The sequence below is a fragment of the Polaribacter sp. YIW18 genome (genome assembly GCF_057219325.1).
In genome coordinates this window covers 82,633-102,520 of the sequence record NZ_JBXVVE010000002.1, presented here as the reverse complement: position 1 = coordinate 102,520, position 19,888 = coordinate 82,633, and the positions used below count along the sequence as shown (strand labels likewise).

Annotated in this window: 17 protein-coding genes; 4 read left to right on the top strand and 13 right to left on the bottom strand. The window is 31.2% G+C overall.

Annotation, left to right across the window (positions count from 1 at the left end; genetic code table 11):
- The first annotated feature begins 51 nt into the window (after positions 1-51).
- Positions 52-1,143, top strand: coding sequence for a fatty acid desaturase family protein (locus AC2D6T_RS02620; protein ID WP_484680362.1), 1,092 nt, complete (start codon positions 52-54; stop codon positions 1,141-1,143).
- 25 nt (positions 1,144-1,168) lie between these two features.
- Positions 1,169-2,359: a pyridoxal phosphate-dependent aminotransferase gene (locus AC2D6T_RS02615; RefSeq protein ID WP_484680361.1), complete on the top strand. Its 1,191-nt coding sequence runs from the start codon at positions 1,169-1,171 to the stop codon at positions 2,357-2,359.
- A 370-nt stretch (positions 2,360-2,729) separates the two neighbouring features.
- Here AC2D6T_RS02615 and ftsZ read toward each other — a convergent pair whose 3' ends face one another.
- From ftsZ to AC2D6T_RS02550, 13 genes are all read right to left on the bottom strand, one after another.
- A complete protein-coding gene (gene ftsZ, locus AC2D6T_RS02610; RefSeq protein WP_484680360.1) occupies positions 2,730-4,643 on the bottom strand; it encodes a cell division protein FtsZ in 1,914 nt (637 codons plus the stop codon).
- Positions 4,644-4,745: 102 nt separating this feature from the next.
- Entirely contained in the window at positions 4,746-6,080 is a 1,335-nt protein-coding gene (gene ftsA, locus AC2D6T_RS02605; protein ID WP_484680359.1) for a cell division protein FtsA, read from the bottom strand.
- Between the two features lie 6 nt (positions 6,081-6,086).
- Complete coding sequence (locus AC2D6T_RS02600; protein WP_484680358.1) at positions 6,087-6,812, bottom strand: cell division protein FtsQ/DivIB; 726 nt, start codon at positions 6,810-6,812, stop codon at positions 6,087-6,089.
- Positions 6,802-8,154, bottom strand: coding sequence for a UDP-N-acetylmuramate--L-alanine ligase (gene murC, locus AC2D6T_RS02595; RefSeq protein ID WP_484680357.1), 1,353 nt, complete (start codon positions 8,152-8,154; stop codon positions 6,802-6,804). Before murC ends, AC2D6T_RS02600 begins: the two co-directional genes overlap by 11 nt.
- Complete coding sequence (gene murG / locus AC2D6T_RS02590) at positions 8,151-9,245, bottom strand: undecaprenyldiphospho-muramoylpentapeptide beta-N-acetylglucosaminyltransferase (protein WP_484680356.1); 1,095 nt, start codon at positions 9,243-9,245, stop codon at positions 8,151-8,153. Before murG ends, murC begins: the two co-directional genes overlap by 4 nt.
- Entirely contained in the window at positions 9,229-10,413 is a 1,185-nt protein-coding gene (locus tag AC2D6T_RS02585; protein ID WP_484680355.1) for an FtsW/RodA/SpoVE family cell cycle protein, read from the bottom strand. The genes murG and AC2D6T_RS02585 overlap by 17 nt, the downstream gene beginning before the upstream one ends.
- A gap of 63 nt (positions 10,414-10,476) precedes the next feature.
- Positions 10,477-11,859: a UDP-N-acetylmuramoyl-L-alanine--D-glutamate ligase gene (gene murD / locus AC2D6T_RS02580; protein ID WP_484680354.1), complete on the bottom strand. Its 1,383-nt coding sequence runs from the start codon at positions 11,857-11,859 to the stop codon at positions 10,477-10,479.
- Positions 11,860-11,883: 24 nt separating this feature from the next.
- A complete protein-coding gene (mraY, locus tag AC2D6T_RS02575; RefSeq protein WP_438989188.1) occupies positions 11,884-13,110 on the bottom strand; it encodes a phospho-N-acetylmuramoyl-pentapeptide-transferase in 1,227 nt (408 codons plus the stop codon).
- A gap of 1 nt (position 13,111) precedes the next feature.
- A complete protein-coding gene (locus AC2D6T_RS02570) occupies positions 13,112-14,578 on the bottom strand; it encodes a UDP-N-acetylmuramoyl-L-alanyl-D-glutamate--2,6-diaminopimelate ligase (RefSeq protein WP_484680517.1) in 1,467 nt (488 codons plus the stop codon).
- Position 14,579: 1 nt separating this feature from the next.
- A complete protein-coding gene (locus AC2D6T_RS02565; RefSeq protein WP_484680516.1) occupies positions 14,580-16,541 on the bottom strand; it encodes a penicillin-binding protein in 1,962 nt (653 codons plus the stop codon).
- 60 nt (positions 16,542-16,601) lie between these two features.
- Positions 16,602-16,928 (bottom strand): FtsL-like putative cell division protein, encoded by a 327-nt coding sequence (locus tag AC2D6T_RS02560; protein WP_484680353.1) that lies wholly within the window; start codon positions 16,926-16,928, stop codon positions 16,602-16,604.
- Position 16,929: 1 nt separating this feature from the next.
- Positions 16,930-17,829 (bottom strand): 16S rRNA (cytosine(1402)-N(4))-methyltransferase RsmH, encoded by a 900-nt coding sequence (gene rsmH / locus AC2D6T_RS02555; protein WP_438989186.1) that lies wholly within the window; start codon positions 17,827-17,829, stop codon positions 16,930-16,932.
- A complete protein-coding gene (locus AC2D6T_RS02550) occupies positions 17,816-18,283 on the bottom strand; it encodes a division/cell wall cluster transcriptional repressor MraZ (protein ID WP_438989185.1) in 468 nt (155 codons plus the stop codon). Before AC2D6T_RS02550 ends, rsmH begins: the two co-directional genes overlap by 14 nt.
- Positions 18,284-18,491: 208 nt before the next feature.
- Between AC2D6T_RS02550 and AC2D6T_RS02545 the strand changes: the two genes are divergently transcribed.
- Both AC2D6T_RS02545 and yihA read left to right on the top strand, forming a co-directional pair.
- Positions 18,492-19,256: an alpha/beta fold hydrolase gene (locus AC2D6T_RS02545; protein ID WP_298947988.1), complete on the top strand. Its 765-nt coding sequence runs from the start codon at positions 18,492-18,494 to the stop codon at positions 19,254-19,256.
- A gap of 3 nt (positions 19,257-19,259) precedes the next feature.
- Positions 19,260-19,871: a ribosome biogenesis GTP-binding protein YihA/YsxC gene (gene yihA / locus AC2D6T_RS02540; protein ID WP_484680352.1), complete on the top strand. Its 612-nt coding sequence runs from the start codon at positions 19,260-19,262 to the stop codon at positions 19,869-19,871.
- Positions 19,872-19,888: the final 17 nt, after the last annotated feature.

Sequence of the window (19,888 nt, the reverse complement as noted above, 5' to 3'; positions counted from 1 at the left end):
ATCATATATAGCAAAATTAAATAGGTTATTTTTGCATAATTAAATTTTTACATGAATACAATAAAATTCCCTCGAGTAGATAAAGCAAAATTCTTTAGAACTTTAAACAAGAGAGTAAACAATTACTTTAAAGACAATAATATAAAAAGAACAGGTAACTGGAGATTGTACACTAAAGCAATCATTATGTTTTCGTTGTTTTTAGTCCCTTTTATTTTAGTTTTAACAGTTTCTATGCCACAATGGTCTATGATTTTACTAATGGCTTTAACAGGTGTTGGTATGGCAGGTGTTGGTATGAATGTAATGCATGATAGCAATCACGATTCTTTTTCCAGCAAAAATTGGGTAAATAAATTAATGGGTAGTAGCATTTACATCCTTGCAGGAAATGTGTATAACTGGAAAGTGCAACACAATGTATTACACCATACTTTTACCAATGTAGAAGGACATGATGAAGATATTGATGCTGGTAGAATTATTCGTTTCTCTCAACACTCTAAATGGTTTCCAATTCATAAAATACAAAAATATTATTCTATTTTTTTATATGGTTTATTAACTATTAACTGGGCCATTACTACAGATATTAAACAAATGCGCAGGTATTTAAAAAAGAAATTATCTTATGGTAAATTTCCAAATCCAACTACAGAATGGACCAAATTGGTCATTTCTAAAATTGCTTATTATGCACTTTGGATTGTTTTACCAATAGTAGTTTTAGACGTTGCTTGGTGGAAAGTATTAATTGGGTTTTTTGTAATGCATTATACTGCAGGTATGATTTTAAGTTTGGTTTTTCAACTAGCACATATTGTACCAAAAACAGAAATGCCTTTACCTGATAAAGATGGAAATTTAGAACACACTTGGGCAGTCCACCAATTATACACCACCTCTAACTTTGCCCCTAGTAATTGGTTGGTAAACTTCTATACAGGTGGCTTAAATCATCAAGTTGAACATCATATTTTTCCGCATATTTCTCATGTACATTACAGTAAATTAGCTAAAATTGTAAAAGAAACTGCAAAAGAGTTTAACTTGCCATATAATGAGTATGAAACTACAAGAAAAGCCATTATAGAACATTTTAGGCACTTAGGCATTTTAGGACAAAACCCAGAAATAGCATAAAAACAAACACAACTAACAGTAAAAAATGACACATCCATTATCGGACAGAATTAACAGTTTACCAGCATCTGCTACTTTAGCAATGGCTGCAAAAGCAAGAGAGTTAAGAGCAGAAGGCAAAGACATTATTGGTTTAAGTTTGGGAGAACCAGATTTTAATACACCAGATTTTATAAAACAAGCCGCTATAGATGCTGTAAACGAAGATTACAATTCGTACACACCAGTAGATGGTTATGTAGAATTAAAAGAGGCTATCTGCACAAAATTTAAAAGAGACAACAACTTGGAGTATAAACCAAGTCAAATTGTAGTTTCTACAGGTGCAAAACAATCTATTGCAAATGTAATGCAGGCCTTATTAAACCCTGGAGACGAAGTTTTATTACCTTGTCCTTATTGGGTAAGTTACTCTGCAATTGCAACTTTATGCGAAGCAAAATCAGTTGAAATTCCATCAACCATAGAAAATAACTTTAAAATTACGCCAGCACAATTAGAAGCGGCTATCACACCAAAAACAAAGTTAATTTTATTTAACTCGCCTAACAATCCAAGTGGAATTATTTATACTCAAAAAGAGTATGAAGAATTGGCAAAAGTGTTAGAAAAATATCCTCAGATTTATGTAATGTCTGATGAAATTTACGAACACATTAACTATGGTACAAAACCTTTTAGCCTAGCAGCTATAGACAGTTTGTATGATAGAACAATTACTGTAAATGGTTTGGCAAAAGCCTTTGCTATGACAGGTTGGAGAATTGGTTATATTGGGGCTCCAGAATGGATTGCAAAAGCATGTACTAAGATGCAGGGGCAAATTACCTCTGGAACCAATTGTATTGCTCAGAGAGCAGCTATTACAGCAGTTTTAGCGCCTATTTCTAAAATACAATATATGGTAGATGAGTTTAAAGCCAGAAGAAGTATTGTAATAGATTTATTAAAAGAAATTGACGGTTTTAAAGTAAATGTACCAGATGGTGCTTTTTATGTTTTTCCAGATATTTCTGCGTTTTTTGGTAAAACCATACAAGGTGTAACCATTAATAACGCTAGTGATTTTGCCCTATTTATTTTAGAAAAAGCAAATGTTGCTACAGTTACTGGAGATGCTTTTGGAGCCCCAAACTGTATTCGCATTTCGTATGCAGCCTCTGAGTTACAAATTAGAGAGGCTATTAAAAGAATTAAAGAAGCGTTAAGTTTATAACTTACAGTAATAAAAGTCAAATTGAGTTTGTTTATGTTTTAAAAGCAGCCTCAAGAAGCACAAAAAGACAAATAAAAACAATAAATCCATCTATTTTTTAGATGGATTTTTTTTGAGGACACTTAATTTTCTTCTTAGAACTTGCCTTTTCTGGTAAGACTTTATACAAGCTTATTTAAAAACTTTTGGTTTTAGTAAATGTTTTCAGATTTAAGATTTTTAGCTATTTCTATGTGCTTTAAAAAGAAATCATTACTAAAGAAATTTCAAAAAAAAAGGAAATTCTTTACACTTTTAAGTTTTAAGAAAATACAAAAAACCACATCTATTACAGATGTGGTTTTTTGTGGTTAGAAAGTAAAAGGAGTTACTAATCTACATTATCATGTAAGAAAGAATTGTTAGATTTAAAACCTAAATCGTTATCATCTTTTTTAATTGCAGTTTTAGATTTGCTGATTGACGTATCTACATTTAAATCTAAACCTTGTCTTTTATATGCAGGTTGTTTTTCAATCTCATCTACATTTTTACTCATTTGATCGTTAAACTTGTAGTTAAACCCTTTCATTTTTCTGCGTCTTTCTGCAGCTCTTTCTTGCAATTCAGAAATGGTTAAGTCTAGTGGAGAAACTTCTTCACTTGAAGTTTCAATAGCATTTACATCTTCTACAGGTTTTGCAGTTTTTAGTTCAAATTTTATTTCTTCTTCCTCTACAGCTTCCTTTTTTTCGGTAATATGAGAACTTTTACCAATAGTTGGTTGTGCATCAAAATCTTGTAAAACATATCTAGTTTCTGTAGACGATTTTATTTCTTTTTCCTCTATAAGTTCAATACTATTTTTATTAACAGCTTTTTCTTCTTCTAATGAGAATTTAATTTCTTCTTGTTTTTTCTCCTCGTTAAAAGAATTTAAAGGCAAATCAAACAACAAATCTGTTTGTAGTTCTTTTGTTTGCTCATCTTCTTCTTCGTCTACAACTGGTGTAGTATCTGTAATAATAAAATCGTCTTCAGAAACAGTTTCTGTAGAAATCTCATCAAAAGTAACTGGCATTTCTGCAATCGACTCGGTTGTTGGAGTCAAATCTATTTTTGGAGAAGACGGTTTTTCCTCTTCATCTATAGAATTAAAATCTTCTAAAGTATGTACTATTTTCTCTTCTACTTTGTTAGCTCTTGGTTGATTTACAACTGGTGCTTTAGAGATTGTTTTTTCGTCGAAATTATAGGTTGCTTTTTGTTCATCCTCTAAAGTATGTACAACTTTTTTTACCTCTGTATTGGTTATAGAACTTTGTTGATCTGGAGCAAAACCAGTAGCAACAATCGTTACCGAAATTGCATCACCTAATTGTTCATCCTCTCCAATACCCATAATAATGTTGGCATCGTAACCAGCTTCATCTTGTATAAAATCATTAATTTCTCCAATTTCATCTAAGGTTACTTCATTAGAACCAGAAACAATTAATAACAATACGTTTTTAGCACCTGTAATTTTATTATCATTCAATAAAGGGGAGTCTAAAGCTTTTATAATCGCATTTTTTGCTCTGTCTTTACCTTCTTCTTTTGCAGACCCCATAATTGCAGTACCGCTGTTAGATAGTACTGTTTTAGCATCATGTAAATCTATATTTTGTTTATAGTGATGTGTTATTACTTCTGCTATACCTTTAGAGGCTGTAGATAAAACTTCATCTGCTTTAGAGAAACCAGCTTTAAAACCTAGGTTTCCATAAACCTCTCTTAATTTGTTGTTATTAATTACAATTAAAGAATCTACATTTTGGCGCAGTTGATCAATTCCTAATTGTGCTTGTTTAGAGCGCATTCTTCCTTCAAACTGAAAAGGCATGGTTACAATACCTACAGTTAGAATATCCATATCTTTTGCAATTTTTGCAATTATTGGTGCTGCTCCTGTTCCTGTTCCACCTCCCATACCAGCAGTAATAAATACCATTTTTGTTTGGGTATTTAGCATTTGCTGAATTTCTTGCATACTCTCTTTAGCTGCTTGTGCACCAATTTCTGGATTTGCACCAGCACCTAAACCAGAGGTTAAGTTGGCTCCTAATTGTATTTTATTGGGAATAGGACTGTTTTCTAATGCTTGTGCATCTGTATTACAAATTACAAAATCTACACCTTTTATATGTTGTGTAAACATGTGATTTACAGCATTACTACCTCCACCACCAACACCAATAACTTTTATGGTATTAGATTGTGTTTTTGGCATGTCAAATGAAATGTTATCAAATTCTGCGCTCATAATAACTTTCTTATTTTTTTATTCTATTTTATTATTTTTAATTTACTTAAAAATTAAGTAAGCAAACTTTATTCTTTTCGGTTTTTAACAGCAGTTAATTTCTTATTCTGCGTTGTCTAAAAAGTCCTTTAATCCTTCTATAAACTTCTCGAAGAAGGGTTTTTTATTTTTTACTTTTTTAGGCTTCTCTTCTTGTGCTTGTTCAACTTCATCTTGTGATGCTATATTTTCTACAACTTGGTCTATCCCCGCTTCTTCTGGCTCTTCTTGTTTAGTTTCTTTTGCTAAACCTTCCATTAACAAACCTACTGCTGTTGCAAATGATGGACTTGATAAAACGTCATCAGAATCGCCCGCTAAATGCTCATTTGGAAACCCAATTCTAGCATCCATTCCTGTAATATACTCTACCAACTGGCGCAAGTGTTTTAATTGCGCTCCACCACCTGTTAGTACAATACCTGCAATTAATTTTCCTTTAGCGGTTTCGTGTCCGTAATTTTTTATTTCTAAGTACACTTGTTCTATAATTTCTTGAACTCTTGCATGAATAATTTTAGATAAGTTTTTTAGCGTTATTTCTTTTGGCTCTCTGCCTCTTAAACCTGGTATAGAAACAATTTCTGTCTCTTTATTTTCTCCTGGCCATGCAGAACCAAATTTTATTTTTAACAACTCGGCTTGTTTTTCTATGATAGAACAACCTTCTTTAATATCATCTGTGATTACATTTCCACCGAAAGGAATTACGGCTGTATGTCTTATAATACCGTCTTTAAAAATAGCTAAATCTGTAGTACCACCACCTATATCTATTAAAGCTACACCAGCTTCTTTTTCTTCTAAACTTAAAACTGCTGATGCAGATGCTAAAGGCTCTAAAGTAACATCACTTAAACCTAAATCTGCACTTTTTACACAACGACCAATATTTCTGATAGAAGACACCTGACCAACCACTACATGAAAATTAGCTTCTAAACGACCACCATACATTCCAATTGGTTCTTTAATGTCTGCTTGAGAATCTACTTTAAACTCTTGTGGTAAAACATGTATAATTTCTTCACCAGGTAACATAACTAGTTTATGAACTTGGTTTACAAGATTTTCAATATCCAACTCATCTATAACCTCATCTGCATTGTTTCGTGTAATATAATCTGAGTGATGCAAACTTCTAATATGCTGTCCTGCAATACCTACAACGACTTCTTTAATCGTTTGACCTGAAACACTTTCTGCTTCGTCTACAGCTTGCTGTATTGATTGTATGGTTTGTGTAATATTACTTACTACACCTCTTTTTACACCTAAACTTTTGGCTTTACCAATACCTACAACTTCAATTTTATTGTATTCGTTTTTACGACCAATCATGGCAACAATTTTGGTTGTACCAATATCTAAACCAACAGCTATTTTATTGTTTTCCATTTTGATTTATTTTGTGCACACAACTTGGTTGTGATATTTTACTGTAATTGTTTTATAATTCTGAATCGTTTTATTTTTATACGTTGTATTATAAAACGCTTTTAATTTTTTAAATTTTACCTCAATGTCTTCTAAATTGCCAAAATCTATTTTATAATCTCCACTTCTAACTGAAAAAACAAACTCATTTTCTGCAGATTTATGGATGCCTACTATTTCTTTTTTAAAAAAATCATCTTTTAAAATTACTTTAACAAAAGGTAAAACTTCTTTAATTTCTTGGTCTTTTTTTACTCCCGAAATCAACAAAACTCTTGCAGAAAAAACATCAGACAAAGGAACCTTTACCCCTTGTTTATCAATGTAATAAGAACTATTTTTTGATACAATTCTTGCAATAGGTTCACGTTGTTTTACTACTGTTTTTAGCATACCATTAACGGTGTAAAATACAGCCGCTTTTTCTACATATGGATTTTTTAAAATGTTATTTTCTAAACTATATAAATCTAAGATAGATTTTGCTTTGTTTTTGACTGTTTCATTATTTTGTATTAACAATTTATTAACCATATTATGGGTTAAAAAATTATTGTCTCCAGCCTCAAAATTAACAGATATATCTACGATCTTTTTTTGACTATTTCTTTGTAACGAAAAACCATATAACAAACTTAAACCTATAAGTAAACACAGTAACAGTAGGTGTTTTAATATTTTTTTAAACTTCATAACTTTGCTCTTTTAACAAGGTTTCTGTAACGGTATTTACCAACACTCCAACGTCTCCTGCACCTAACATAACCACAATTTTTGCAGTGGCGTTTTTAATATCTTTTACAAGATTATTTTTTTGTGTTAACTTTTTTTGACTAGTATTGATTTTATTTAATAACCAATCTGAATTTACACCTGCAATTGGTTTTTCTCTTGCTGGATATATATCTAATAATAAAACTTCATCAAACTTAGAAAGTGCACTTGCAAAATCATCTACAAAATCTTTGGTTCTAGAAAATAAATGAGGTTGAAATACCACCAAAACCTTTTCGTTTGGGTACATTTCTCTAATCGAATTTTCTACGGCATTTATTTCTGTTGGATGATGTGCATAATCGTCTATTAAAACAAAATCTGCTGTTTTTATCTTATAAGAAAATCTTCTTTTTACTCCTTTAAAATTTTCTAACCTTTCCTTAATTACCTCTAAAGAAACACCGTAAACATCTGCCATCGCCAATGCTGCTAACGCATTCATAACATTATGCTTACCTGGTAAATAAAAAGATATATTTTTAATTATTGATGTAGGTGTAGTTACATCAAAAACATACTTTCCTTTATGTATTTGTAAATTGTGCGCTGTGTAATCTGCTTTATCTTCAATTGCATAGGTTACCCCTTTTAAAGGCAAACCTTTGGCCACAATTAAAGTATCTGATACTTTGTTAGAAAACTCTGCAAAAGAAGTTGTTATAGCTTCTTCATTTTTATAAATATCTAAATGATCGGCATCCATAGAGGTTACACAAGCAATATTTGGACTTAGTTTTAAGAAAGATCTATCAAACTCATCTGCTTCTACCACAGAAACTTTATCATCACCTAAAATGAAATTAGAATTGTAATTTTCTGCAACGCCACCCAAAAATGAAGTTGCATTTACATGCGCCATAATATGCCCTAAAATAGCCGAAGTCGTAGTTTTACCATGTGTACCTGCAACTGCTAAACAAAATGTATTTTCTGTAATTTTACCTAAAATTTCGGCTCTTTTTAAAATGGTAAAATCGTTTTTTATAAAGTAATTTAGTTGCGTATGCGCTTTAGGAACTGCTGGTGTAAAAATTACCAAAGTTTTATTTTTATCTAAAAATGAAATAGGTATGTTTTTTACAGCATCTTCAAAATGAATTTCTATACCCAAATCCATTAAATCTTTTGTAATTTGGGAGGATGTTTTATCATAACCCGCAACATTTTTACCATTCACGCTAAAGAAACGAGCAATTGCACTCATTCCAATACCGCCAATTCCGATAAAAAAAATATTATGATAACTTTTTAAATTCATTTATGTAATAGTTTTTCTACTTCGTCTACAATATCTTTTGTGGCACTGGGTAATGCCAATTCTTTTATATTTTCTGCCAAACTTTGTTGTTTGCCAATGTCTTTTATTAAGGTTTCTAACACTACAGGAAATGTATCCAATTCATTTTCTCTAATTAGTAAAGCAGCATGCTTATCTACAATAGATTTTGCGTTTTTTGTTTGATGATCTTCTGATACATTTGGCGATGGTATAAACACTACCGGTTTGCCAACAATACATAATTCTGAAACCGAACTTGCACCGGCTCTAGAGATAATGATATCTGCAGCTGCATAAGCCAAATCCATTTTATTTATAAATTGATGCACTTGAACGTTTTGAACTTCATTGTGTTTTTTATAATTATGATAATACAACTTACCACATTGCCAAATAATTTGAATGTTTTGAGATTTAAACAATTCTAAATTATTTTCTATGAGTTCATTTATTTTTTTTGCTCCTAAACTACCTCCTAAAACTAAAATGGTAGTTTGCTTTTTATCTAACTTAAAAAAATCTACAGCTTGTTCTTTTTTTGAATGAACATTTAACAAATCTTGTCTTACAGGATTGCCCGTTTTTATTATTTTTCCTTTTGGGAAAAAGCGTTCTAAATTATCATAAGCAACACAAATTTTACTTGCTTTTTTACTTAGTAATTTATTGGTAATTCCTGGGTAAGAATTTTGTTCTTGTATTAATGTTGGTATCTTTTTTTTGTTTGCCATTATTAAAGTAGGCCCACTTGCAAAACCACCAGTACCAATAGCAATATGTGGTTTAAATTTTCTAATTATTTTATTTGCATTCCATAAACTACTCATCAACTTAAAAGGAAATGATAGATTTTTAGCTGTTAGTTTTCTTTGGATACCAGAAATCCATAAGCCTTTTATTTTATAACCTGCTTGTGGCACTTTTTCCATTTCCATTTTATCTTTTGCGCCCACAAATAAAAATTTAGCATCAGGAAAACGTACTTTTATTTCGTTTGCAATTGCAATTGCAGGGTAAATATGACCACCTGTACCACCTCCAGAAATTAGTATATTAATCGATTGTTTCATGCAGAATATCTAAAGGGTTATCATCTAAAATTTCTTCTTCTGTAACTGTTTTGGTTACACTAACACTTAAAATCATACCTAATGCAAAACAGGTCATCCAAATAGAAGTACCACCACTACTTATTAAAGGCAATGTTTGCCCTGTAACAGGAAACAAGTTTGTAGCTACTGCCATATTTATGGTTGCTTGAAAAACAATAGGAATACCTACTGCTAAGACCAACAATGTTCCAAAAATTGTAGTGGTTTTTTTTATCACTATAAAAATTCTAAAGAGTAATAAAAAGTAAATAGAAACAATTACAAAACCGCCAACTAAACCATATTCTTCTATAATTATTGCAAAAATAAAATCTGATGACGATTGTGGTAAAAAGTTTTTTTGTACACTTTTACCTGGACCAACACCAAAAGAACCTCCTGTTACAATAGCTATTTTTGCTTTTTCAACTTGGTATGATTCTTTACCTCCTTCTTTAGAAAAATTCTCTATTCTATTTTGCCAAGTTTGAACTCTATTGGGCATAGCATCTGGAAACGCTTTTGCTATTAGTATAAAAAAAGTAAGTGCTACTAGACCTGTACCTAACACCAAACCAATATATTTTATAGGATAACCACCAATAAAAGTAATTAATAAAATCATAGAAAATATAATAGCTGTGGTTGAGAAGTTTGCAGGTAATATTAAAATTAAAACTGCAAAAACGGGTAGCCAAAGTTGCCAAATACTTTCTTTAAACTGAATCTTTTTTTCTTTGTTTTTAGCCAAATATCGTGCCACATACACCATTAAAACCAAACCTGCTAGGGTAGACGTTTGAAAACCAATACCTCCAATACGAATCCACCTACTTGCATTTGCACCACCAATAGTGGTTCCTTGTGCTAAGGTTACAATCAAAAGAACAATAACAATAGGCAGCATAATTACAGAGCCTCCAGAAAAATATCTATAAGGCACTTTATGTACTGCATAAATAATTGCAAAACCTAAAATTAACAACACAGCGTGTTTTACTAGATGCCCTAAGGTTGAACCATTACCAACCACATATACCAAATTTGTACTAGCGCTATAAACTGGCATAAAAGAAAAAACAGCCAAAATAGCTACAATAGCCCAAATGGTTTTATCTCCTTTAATATGTTTAAATATGGTTTTCAATCTTAGTTTTTTTTTGTTTTTTTTTGGGAAATGAAATTATTCTTTCTAACTAATAAAATAGATTTAAAGACTTTTTACCGCATTTTTAAATTGCCAACCTCTGTCTTCGTAATTTGTAAAAAGATCGAAACTTGCACAAGCTGGCGATAATAAAACAGCCTCACCTTTTTCTGACAATTTATAAGAAACTTTTACAGCCTCTTCTGCCCCTGCAGTTTCTACAATAATATCTACAACATTCCCAAAAGTGTCTTTTATTTTTTGATTATCTACACCTAAACATATAATTGCTTTTACTTTTTCTCTAACCAAAGGAAGTAGGTCTGTATAGTCATTTCCTTTATCCACACCACCCACAATCCAAATGGTTTGTTTATCCATACACTCTAAAGCATAAAAAGTAGCATTTACATTGGTTGCTTTAGAATCGTTAATATATTCTACTCCTTTTATTTTGGCTACATTTTCTAATCTATGTTCTGCACCTTCAAAGTTTTCTAAACTTTCTTTGATGGTTTGTTTTCTAACTTTTAACAATTGTGCAGCCATTGTTGCTGCCATTGCGTTTTTTGTATTGTGTTTTCCTTTGATTGATAGGGTTGATGTTGGCATTTGTATTGTGTCTTTTGTTATATTTATGTTGATTGTATTGTCTTTTACATAGGCACCAAACTCTAACTCTTTTTCTAATGAAAAAGGAATTAATTTTGCTGCAGTTTTATTATTTTCTAACCAATTGGTAATTGCAGTATTATCTGCATCATAGATTAAAAAATCTTTTTCTGTTTGGTTTTTTGTTATTCTAAATTTTGATGAAATATATTTGTTAAAATCATAGTCGTATCTATCTAAATGATCTGGGGTAATATTTGTAATAATAGCAATATGTGGTGTAAATTCTTGAACCCCGTCTAACTGAAAACTACTTAACTCTAATACATAATTGGTATAGTTTTGTGTAGCTACTTGTTCTGCAAAACTTTGTCCTATATTTCCTGCAACACCAACATTTAAACCTCCTTTATTTAAAATATGATGCGCTAACAAAGTGGTGGTTGTTTTACCATTAGAACCTGTAATACCCACTATAGTAGCCTCTGTAAACTGAGCTGCAAACTCAATTTCTGAAATAACAGGTATCTCTCTATCCTTCAATTTTAAAATCAAAGGAACATTGTCTGGTATACCTGGACTTTTTACTACAACATCTGCACTTAAAATTTTAGCTTCTGTGTGTTTTTTTTCTTCAAAATCAATAGTGTTATTTATAAGAATTTCTTTGTATTTTTTAGCTATTTTACTTTTATCAGAAACAAATACCTGAAAGTTTTTTTGAATTGCTAGAATAGCTGCTCCTACGCCACTTTCTCCCGCACCAAGCACAACAATTTTCTGCTCTTTTTGTAAAGAGTTTTTAGTGTTGTTATGTAATGCTTGATGTTTCATTTATAATTAAATATCGTTTTGCTTTTACCTTAACTTTAAGGTTACAATGGTAAATACAGCCAGTAAGATGCCTACAATCCAAAAACGGACTACAATTTTACTTTCGTGATAACTCAACTTTTGATAATGATGATGCAAAGGAGACATTTTAAAAATTCTTCTACCTTCGCCAAATTTCTTTTTAGTGTATTTAAACCAAGATACTTGTAGAATAACAGAAAGATTTTCTACTACAAAAATTCCTGCTAAGATTGGCAGAAGCAACTCTTTTCTAATAGAAATTGCAATAACTGCTATAATTCCACCAATAGTTAAACTACCCGTATCTCCCATAAATATTTGTGCTGGATAGGTGTTGTACCAAAGAAACCCAATTAATGCACCTGCAAAGGCAAGAATAAAAACAGTCATTTCTCCTGAGTTTGGTATGTACATTACATCTAAATAATCTGCAAAAATGATGTTACCAGAAACCCAAGCAAAAACTGCTAAGGTTACTACCATAATTGCAGAAGAACCTGCTGCTAAACCATCTATACCATCTGTTAAATTAGCTCCATTAGAAATGCCTGTTACTATAAAAACAGTAATAAAAATGAAAATAATCCATCCATACTTTTCGTATCCATCACCTAAAAAACTAACTGCTTTTGAGTAATCTAACTCGTTATTTTTAAAAAACGGAACTGTTGTTTTTGTAGATTTATGGGCATCACCAAAAACTTGTTTTTTACCATTTGCCTGAACCACTTGTTGTTCTACTGGCAACTGTTCTTTAATAGTTACATTTTCATTAAAATACAGCATAGAACCAACAATTACCCCTAAACCAATTTGACCTAAAACTTTAAACTTTCCTTTTAAACCAGCTTTGTCTTTTTTAAATACTTTTATGTAATCATCTAAAAAACCTATTAAGCCCATCCAAACAGTGGTAATTAATAAGATGATGATATAAATATTATCTAGTTTTGCAAGCAAAAGTGCTGGAATTAACGTGGCTAAAATTATAATGACACCTCCCATTGTTGGCGTACCTGATTTTTGCACTTGCCCTTCTAAACCTAAATCTCTAATAGACTCTCCTACCTGCTTTTTTTGTAAAAATCGAATGATTCTTTTTCCATAAATTGCAGAGATTAATAATGATAAAATAAAAGCTGCAGCTGCTCTAAACGTAATAAACTGAAACACACTAGCTCCAGGAATACTAAATTGACTTTCTAAATATTGAAATAAATAATACAGCATTTTATTGGTTTTTTAGTTGATTAAAACAATTGGCAACTTCTTCTAAATCATCAAAATGAGTTCGTTCGCCATTAATTTCTTGATAATTTTCGTGCCCTTTACCTGCAATTAAAATAATGTCTCCTGCTTCAGAAAACTTGCAAGCTGTTTTAATGGCTTGTTTTCTATTTAATACAGTAATTGTTTTTTTATAATTTTCTGGCGCAACCCCTGCTTCCATTTCATCTAAAATAGTTTGTGGATTTTCTGTTCTTGGGTTGTCTGATGTAAAAACTACTTGATTGCTTAATTGCGATGCAATGTGTGCCATTTTTGGTCTTTTGGTTTTATCTCTATCGCCACCACAACCCACAACTGTTATTAGTTTTTCGTTACCAGTTCTAATATTATTAATGGTTTCTAATACATTTTTTAATGCATCTGGTGTGTGTGCATAATCTACAATTGCAGTTACTCCATCACTAGAAACTATATACTCAAACCTACCATTAACACTTTCTAATCGACTAACAAGGGTTAAAACTTCTAGTTTTTCTAACCCCAACAATTCTGCTGTTGCAATAATTGCGGTTAAATTGTAAATATTAAAAACACCAATTAATTTAGTCCAAACCTCTATACCGTCTACAGAAATTAACGTACCCGATAATTGCTTTTCTAAAATTTTCGCTTTAAAGTCTGCAATGGTTTTTAAGGCATACGTTTTTTTGGTAGCCTTTGTGTTTTGAAACATAAAGTTGCCATTTTTATCATCTAGATTCGTAAGGGCAAATGCCGATTTTGGCAAACCATCAAAAAACTGTTTTTTTACATTTCTATATTCTGCAAAGGTTTCGTGATAGTCTAAATGATCATGAGATAGATTGGTAAAAATACCACCTGCAAAATGTAAGCCCTCTGTTCTTTTTTGATGAATTCCATGAGAACTCACTTCCATAAAACAATAATCTACACCTGCTGTCAACATTTTATCTAAATAAGAGTTGATTGTTACAGAGTCTGGGGTAGTATGTGTTGCCTTAAACTCAATATCATTAACCAATATTTTTACAGTTGACAATAAGCCAACTTTATAACCAGCTTTTTTAAATAATTGATATAAAAGTGAAGCTACTGTAGTTTTACCATTGGTACCTGTAACCCCAATTAAAGGCATTTTTTCTGAAGGATTGTTGTAATAATTAGCTGCCATTATTGCCAAAGCAACACTAGAGTTAGCTACTTTTACATAGGTAACTTCCTCTTGTTTTGTAACAGGAACATCCTCGCAAATAATTACACTTGCACCAAAATCTATCGCTTTCTCTATAAACAAATGACCATTTACAGAAACCCCTTTTTGAGCAACAAAAGCATCGTTTTTTGTTACTTTTCTAGAATCGAAAACAAGGTTATTTATTTGGATGTTGGTGCTTCCAAAAACTTGCTGTATTGCAACCTTATATAATATGTCTTTTAAGTTTTTCAGTTTAAGACAGTTTTAATGTAATTGTTTTTCCTTTTTCTAATTTTGCTCCATTTTTAAGTGATTGAGATTGCACTTTACCCACTCCATCAACCTTTACTTTTAAACCTAAGTTTTCTAATAGAGACAAGGCATCCATAGCAGACATACCTTTTACATTTGGTACTTTTGTATAGTTTTTACTTAATAAAGAATTGTAATTCTGATAAGCCTTATCTATTTCTTCAAATTGAACAGCATCATCTACAGATTGCTTATCTGTAGGCGTTGTTGTATATATTTTTTGAGCAATTTCTTTAAAAACAGGTCCCGCAACTGTTGCTCCATAATATCCTTTTTCTTTTTTAGGATCATGAATTACCACAATACAAGAGTATTTAGGATTTTCTACAGGAAAAAACCCAGCAAAAGAAGCTACATAATGTTTATTAGAATACCCAGCTGCAATGGTTTTACCGTCTTCATCAACATGTTTTGGTAAGTATTTTTTTGCTGTACCGGTTTTACCTGCCATAGAAAAATTAGGCGAATAAATATTATTTGCAGTTCCTTTTACAACCACATTTTCCATTATTTTTTTAATTTTATTTAAAGTTTCTTGAGAAGCTATTTTTGGATTTATCACTTCCACATCAAAAACTTTTGCTACTTTATCCTGTCTTTTTACTTCTTTTATAAAACGTGGTTTTACCATAACCCCATGATTTGCAACTGCGTTGTAAAACATTAGTGTTTGCATTGGTGTTACAGAAATACCATAACCCCAAGACATCCATTCTAAAGAAATTTTATTCCATCTTTTGTCTGACGGTTTTGGTACCACAGGCCTACCTTCGCCTTTAATTTGAAAGCCTACAGGTTTTGTAAAACCATAGTTATCTAATTTTTGTATAAATTTTTCTGGTTGATGATCATAATGTTTTCGAATCAACTTAACAATACCCACATTAGAAGAAACCTCAAAAACTCTAGCTGCAGAAATTTTACCATACCCACCTCTATGAGAATCTTCTACTTTAGAACCATGTATATAAATTCTACCTTTTTCTGTATCTACAACCGTAGATGTATCTATTACTTTATCATCTAAAGCTGCCATTAAACTTGCTAGTTTAAAAGTTGAACCTGGTTCATGACTTTCCCAAACCGCATAGTTTCTTTTTTCGTAGTATTTGCCTTTAGAAGTTCTGCCCAAATTAGAAATGGCTTTAATTTCTCCTGTAGCAGTTTCCATAACTACAGCACAACCATGATCTGCCTCAAAATACTCTAACCTTGCTAACAATGCATGGTGTGTAATATCCTGTATATTAACATCTATTGTTGTTATTACATCATGCCCATCAACAGGTTCTTTTTCGTTATAATCTGTTATCGGTTTCCATTTATTTTTCGCAATTTTTTGTTCCCATCTCAAACCATTTTCGCCTTGCATATAATCTGCAAAAGCCCCTTCTATACCAGCTTCACCTCTAAAATCGTCATAACCAATTGTTCTTTCTGCAATTTTGCCAATTGGATGTGCACGCTCTGTTCTGTGTTTTGCTATAAAACCACCTTTATAAACTCCCAAATTAAATATTGGAAATTTCTTCATCTTTAAATAATCTGTATAACCTATATTTCTTGCAATTAAAAAATACCTTCTTTTTTTATTCTTAGCACTTCTTAATCTGTTTTGATGATAGCTAACTGAGTTACCTAATAATTCTGATAATTTTGTAGCCAGCCCAACAATGTTTTCTTCAAAAACTTTATCATCTACGGTTACCAAATCCATGTAGATTGTAAATTTAGACATAGAAGTTGCTAACAAATTACCATCGGCAGCATAAACATTACCTTTGTTTGCATAAATAGTATCTTGCCTAATTGTAAGTTCTGTTGCTAGCTTTCTGTAAGTATCTCCATGAACATGTTGCAGGTTTACTACCCTAAACACAATTGCAAATAAAAAGAGGGCCATAAAAGCAACTACCCAGTAGAATTTAGTAAGAATGCCTTTTTTATGAGTTGCCAATTTAAATTATTTTTTAATAGTTACTTTTATTTTTTTCGGAGGAGTTTCTGAAGGGAACAAACCTCTTTCTTTTGCATTTCTCCTAATACTAGATTCCATTTCCATTCTTGTAAGAATTGTTTCTGTATCTAAAGATTCTGCCCTTAACTCTCTTTTCAATTTATTTAATTCTGTAATTTTTATTACTTTTTTATCTGCATTATGAGCACTTGTAATCATTATTAACAAGAGAAAAACAATAAAAAAAATTACTTTCCAGTTTTTTAAGGCAGATTCGTCTGTTAAAAAACTACCTCTTAAAAAGCTATAAATACCTTTTTTAACTTTAGACATTTTATTTTTTTAAGGTTGCAATTCGTAGTTTAGCACTGCGAGCTCTGTTGTTTTCGTTAATTTCTTGCGAGGTAGGCACTATTAACTTTCCAACTTTCTGTAAGGGCTCGCTCGAGTTTCCAAAAAAATCTTTTTCGGGCTCACCACTAAACAATCCTGTTCTTATAAATCTTTTTACCAATCTATCTTCTAAAGAGTGATATGAAATTACACTTAACCTACCCTCTTCTTTTAATAAAGTTGGTGTTTGTTGTAAAAATTCTTTTAAAACTTCTAACTCTTCATTTACTTCTATTCTAAATGCTTGAAATATTTGTGCTAAAATTTTATGCTCTTTAGCTTTTGGTAAATATTTCTGCAGGGCATTTTTTAACTGAAAACTAGTTTCAATTTTATTTTCTTCTCTTTTCTCAACAATTGTTTTCGCAATATTTCTAGAGTTTCTCAACTCTCCATACAGAAACAATATTTCTGCTAACTTTTCTTCTGAATAATTGTTTACAATTTCTTTGGCAGAGATTTTAGATTTTTGATTCATTCTCATATCCAAATCTCCATCAAAACGAATTGAAAAACCTCTTTCTGCCTCGTTAAACTGATGTGATGAGACCCCTAAATCTGCTAAAATTCCATCAACTTTTCTAACTCCATAAAACCTTAAAAACCTAGAAATATATCTAAAGTTTTCTGGTATTAATTGAAAACGCTCATCATCTATTACATTTGCCAAAGCATCAGGATCTTGATCAAAAGCAAACAACTTACCGTTTTTACCTAACTTTTTTAAGATTTCTTTAGAGTGCCCTCCACCACCAAACGTTACATCTATATAAACACCTTCAGCTTTTATTGCTAAAGCATTTACACTTTCCTCTAATAAAACTGGATTATGATAACTCATCTGCATCTGTATTACCCATTACATCTTCTGCCAATTCTGCAAAATCTACAGCAGCATCATCTATAGCTTTCTCGTAATTATCTTTATCCCAAATTTCTATGATATTTACAGCAGAAGACAACACCACTTGCTTTTTAATCGAGGCAAATTCGCATAAATCTTTTGGTATCAAAATCCTTCCAGCAGTATCAAAATCTACTGTTTTTACACCTGCAGTAAACCTTCTAATAAAATCATTATTCTTTTTAACAAACCTATTTAGCTTGTTTATTTTCTGCATCATCAAAGTCCATTCCTGCATTGTATACAACTCTAAACAAGGCTGAAAAACAGCTCTCTTTATCACAAATCCTTGAGAAACAACTGGCTGCAACTGCTTTTTTAAAGCAGTAGAAAACATAACTCTGCCCTTTGCATCTGCTTTACATTCGTATGTACCAATTAAATTTATCACCCTCTTACTAATGAAATATTGTTGATTTCAAAAATATATAAAATTTACCACTTTTTACCACTTTTTACCACATTGTTAATAAATATTTATTATTTTATCTAAACAACATTAAAAAATCGCTTAAATATTGAATTCGAGACATTTATAAAAAGGTTATATATTTTATAAAAAAGAACTACATTTGCGAATAAGTAAAACGAATTGAATAATGACTGATAAGTTAAAATCTGAAGGGAAATTTACATATGTAGAAGAAGGAGAAGGGCCTGCAATTATTGTTTTACATGGTTTAATGGGCACTTTAAGTAATTTTAAAGAAACTTTTTTTCATTTTTCTGAAAATGGATATAAAGTTTTAATACCTGAATTACCATTATACTCTTTACCGCTATTAAAAACCAATGTTAAAAATTTAGCGATATTTTTAAAAGAATTTATGGAACATAAAAACATTGATTCTGCTATTTTGCTTGGGAATTCTTTAGGCGGTCATATTGCTTTATATTTTACAAAACATTATCAACAAAAAGTAAAAGCACTTGTTTTAACAGGCAGCTCTGGTTTGTATGAAAAAGCAATGGGAGATAGTTTTCCAAAAAGAGGAAATTATGAGTATATAGAACAAAAAACTAAAAGCGTTTTTTACGATCCTGAAATTGGAACCAAAGAAATGGTAGATGAAGTTTTTAAAATTGTAAACGATAGAAATTCTGTTATACGAACTCTGGCAATAGCCAAAAGTGCTATTAGACACAATATGGCTAAAGATTTACCCGAAATGAAAATACCAACCTGTATTATTTGGGGAAAACAAGACAATGTTACACCACCTGAAGTTGCAGATGATTTTCATAAGCTTTTACCTAATTCTGATTTGTTTTGGATTGACAAATGTGGGCACGCAGCAATGATGGAAAAACCAGAAGAATTTAACACAATTCTACATAAGTGGTTTACAGACAGAAATATTTAGGGCATGAAAATAAAGTCTGCAGAATTTGTAATAAGCAACAGCAATGTTATAAATGCTCCTAAAGACAGAATACCAGAATACGCTTTTATAGGACGTTCTAATGTTGGCAAATCATCATTAATTAATATGCTGATGGAGCGTAAAGATTTGGCTAAAATTTCTGGAAAACCTGGTAAAACACAGTTAATCAACCACTTTAAAATAAACGATTCTTGGTTTTTAGTAGATTTACCTGGTTATGGTTATGCCCAAGTTTCTAAAAAGAAAAGAGTTATTTTTCAATACTTTATAGAAAATTATTTTAAAGAAAGAGAACAATTAGTTTGCACCTTTGTATTGATAGATTCCAGACACGACCCACAAAAAATAGACTTAGATTTTATGCAGTTTTTGGGTGAAAACCAAATTCCTTTTTGCATTGTTTTTACAAAAGCAGACAAATTAAGTAGCTCTAAATTGAACAAACAAATTACGTCTTACAAAAAGAAATTACTGAATTATTGGGAAGCTTTACCAACATCATTTATAACGTCATCTTCTACTGGGTTTGGTAGAAAAGAGTTTTTAGACTTTATTGATGGCGTTAACCAAGACGTTGCCAAAGATTTTAAATAAAAACCTTTTACCCACTT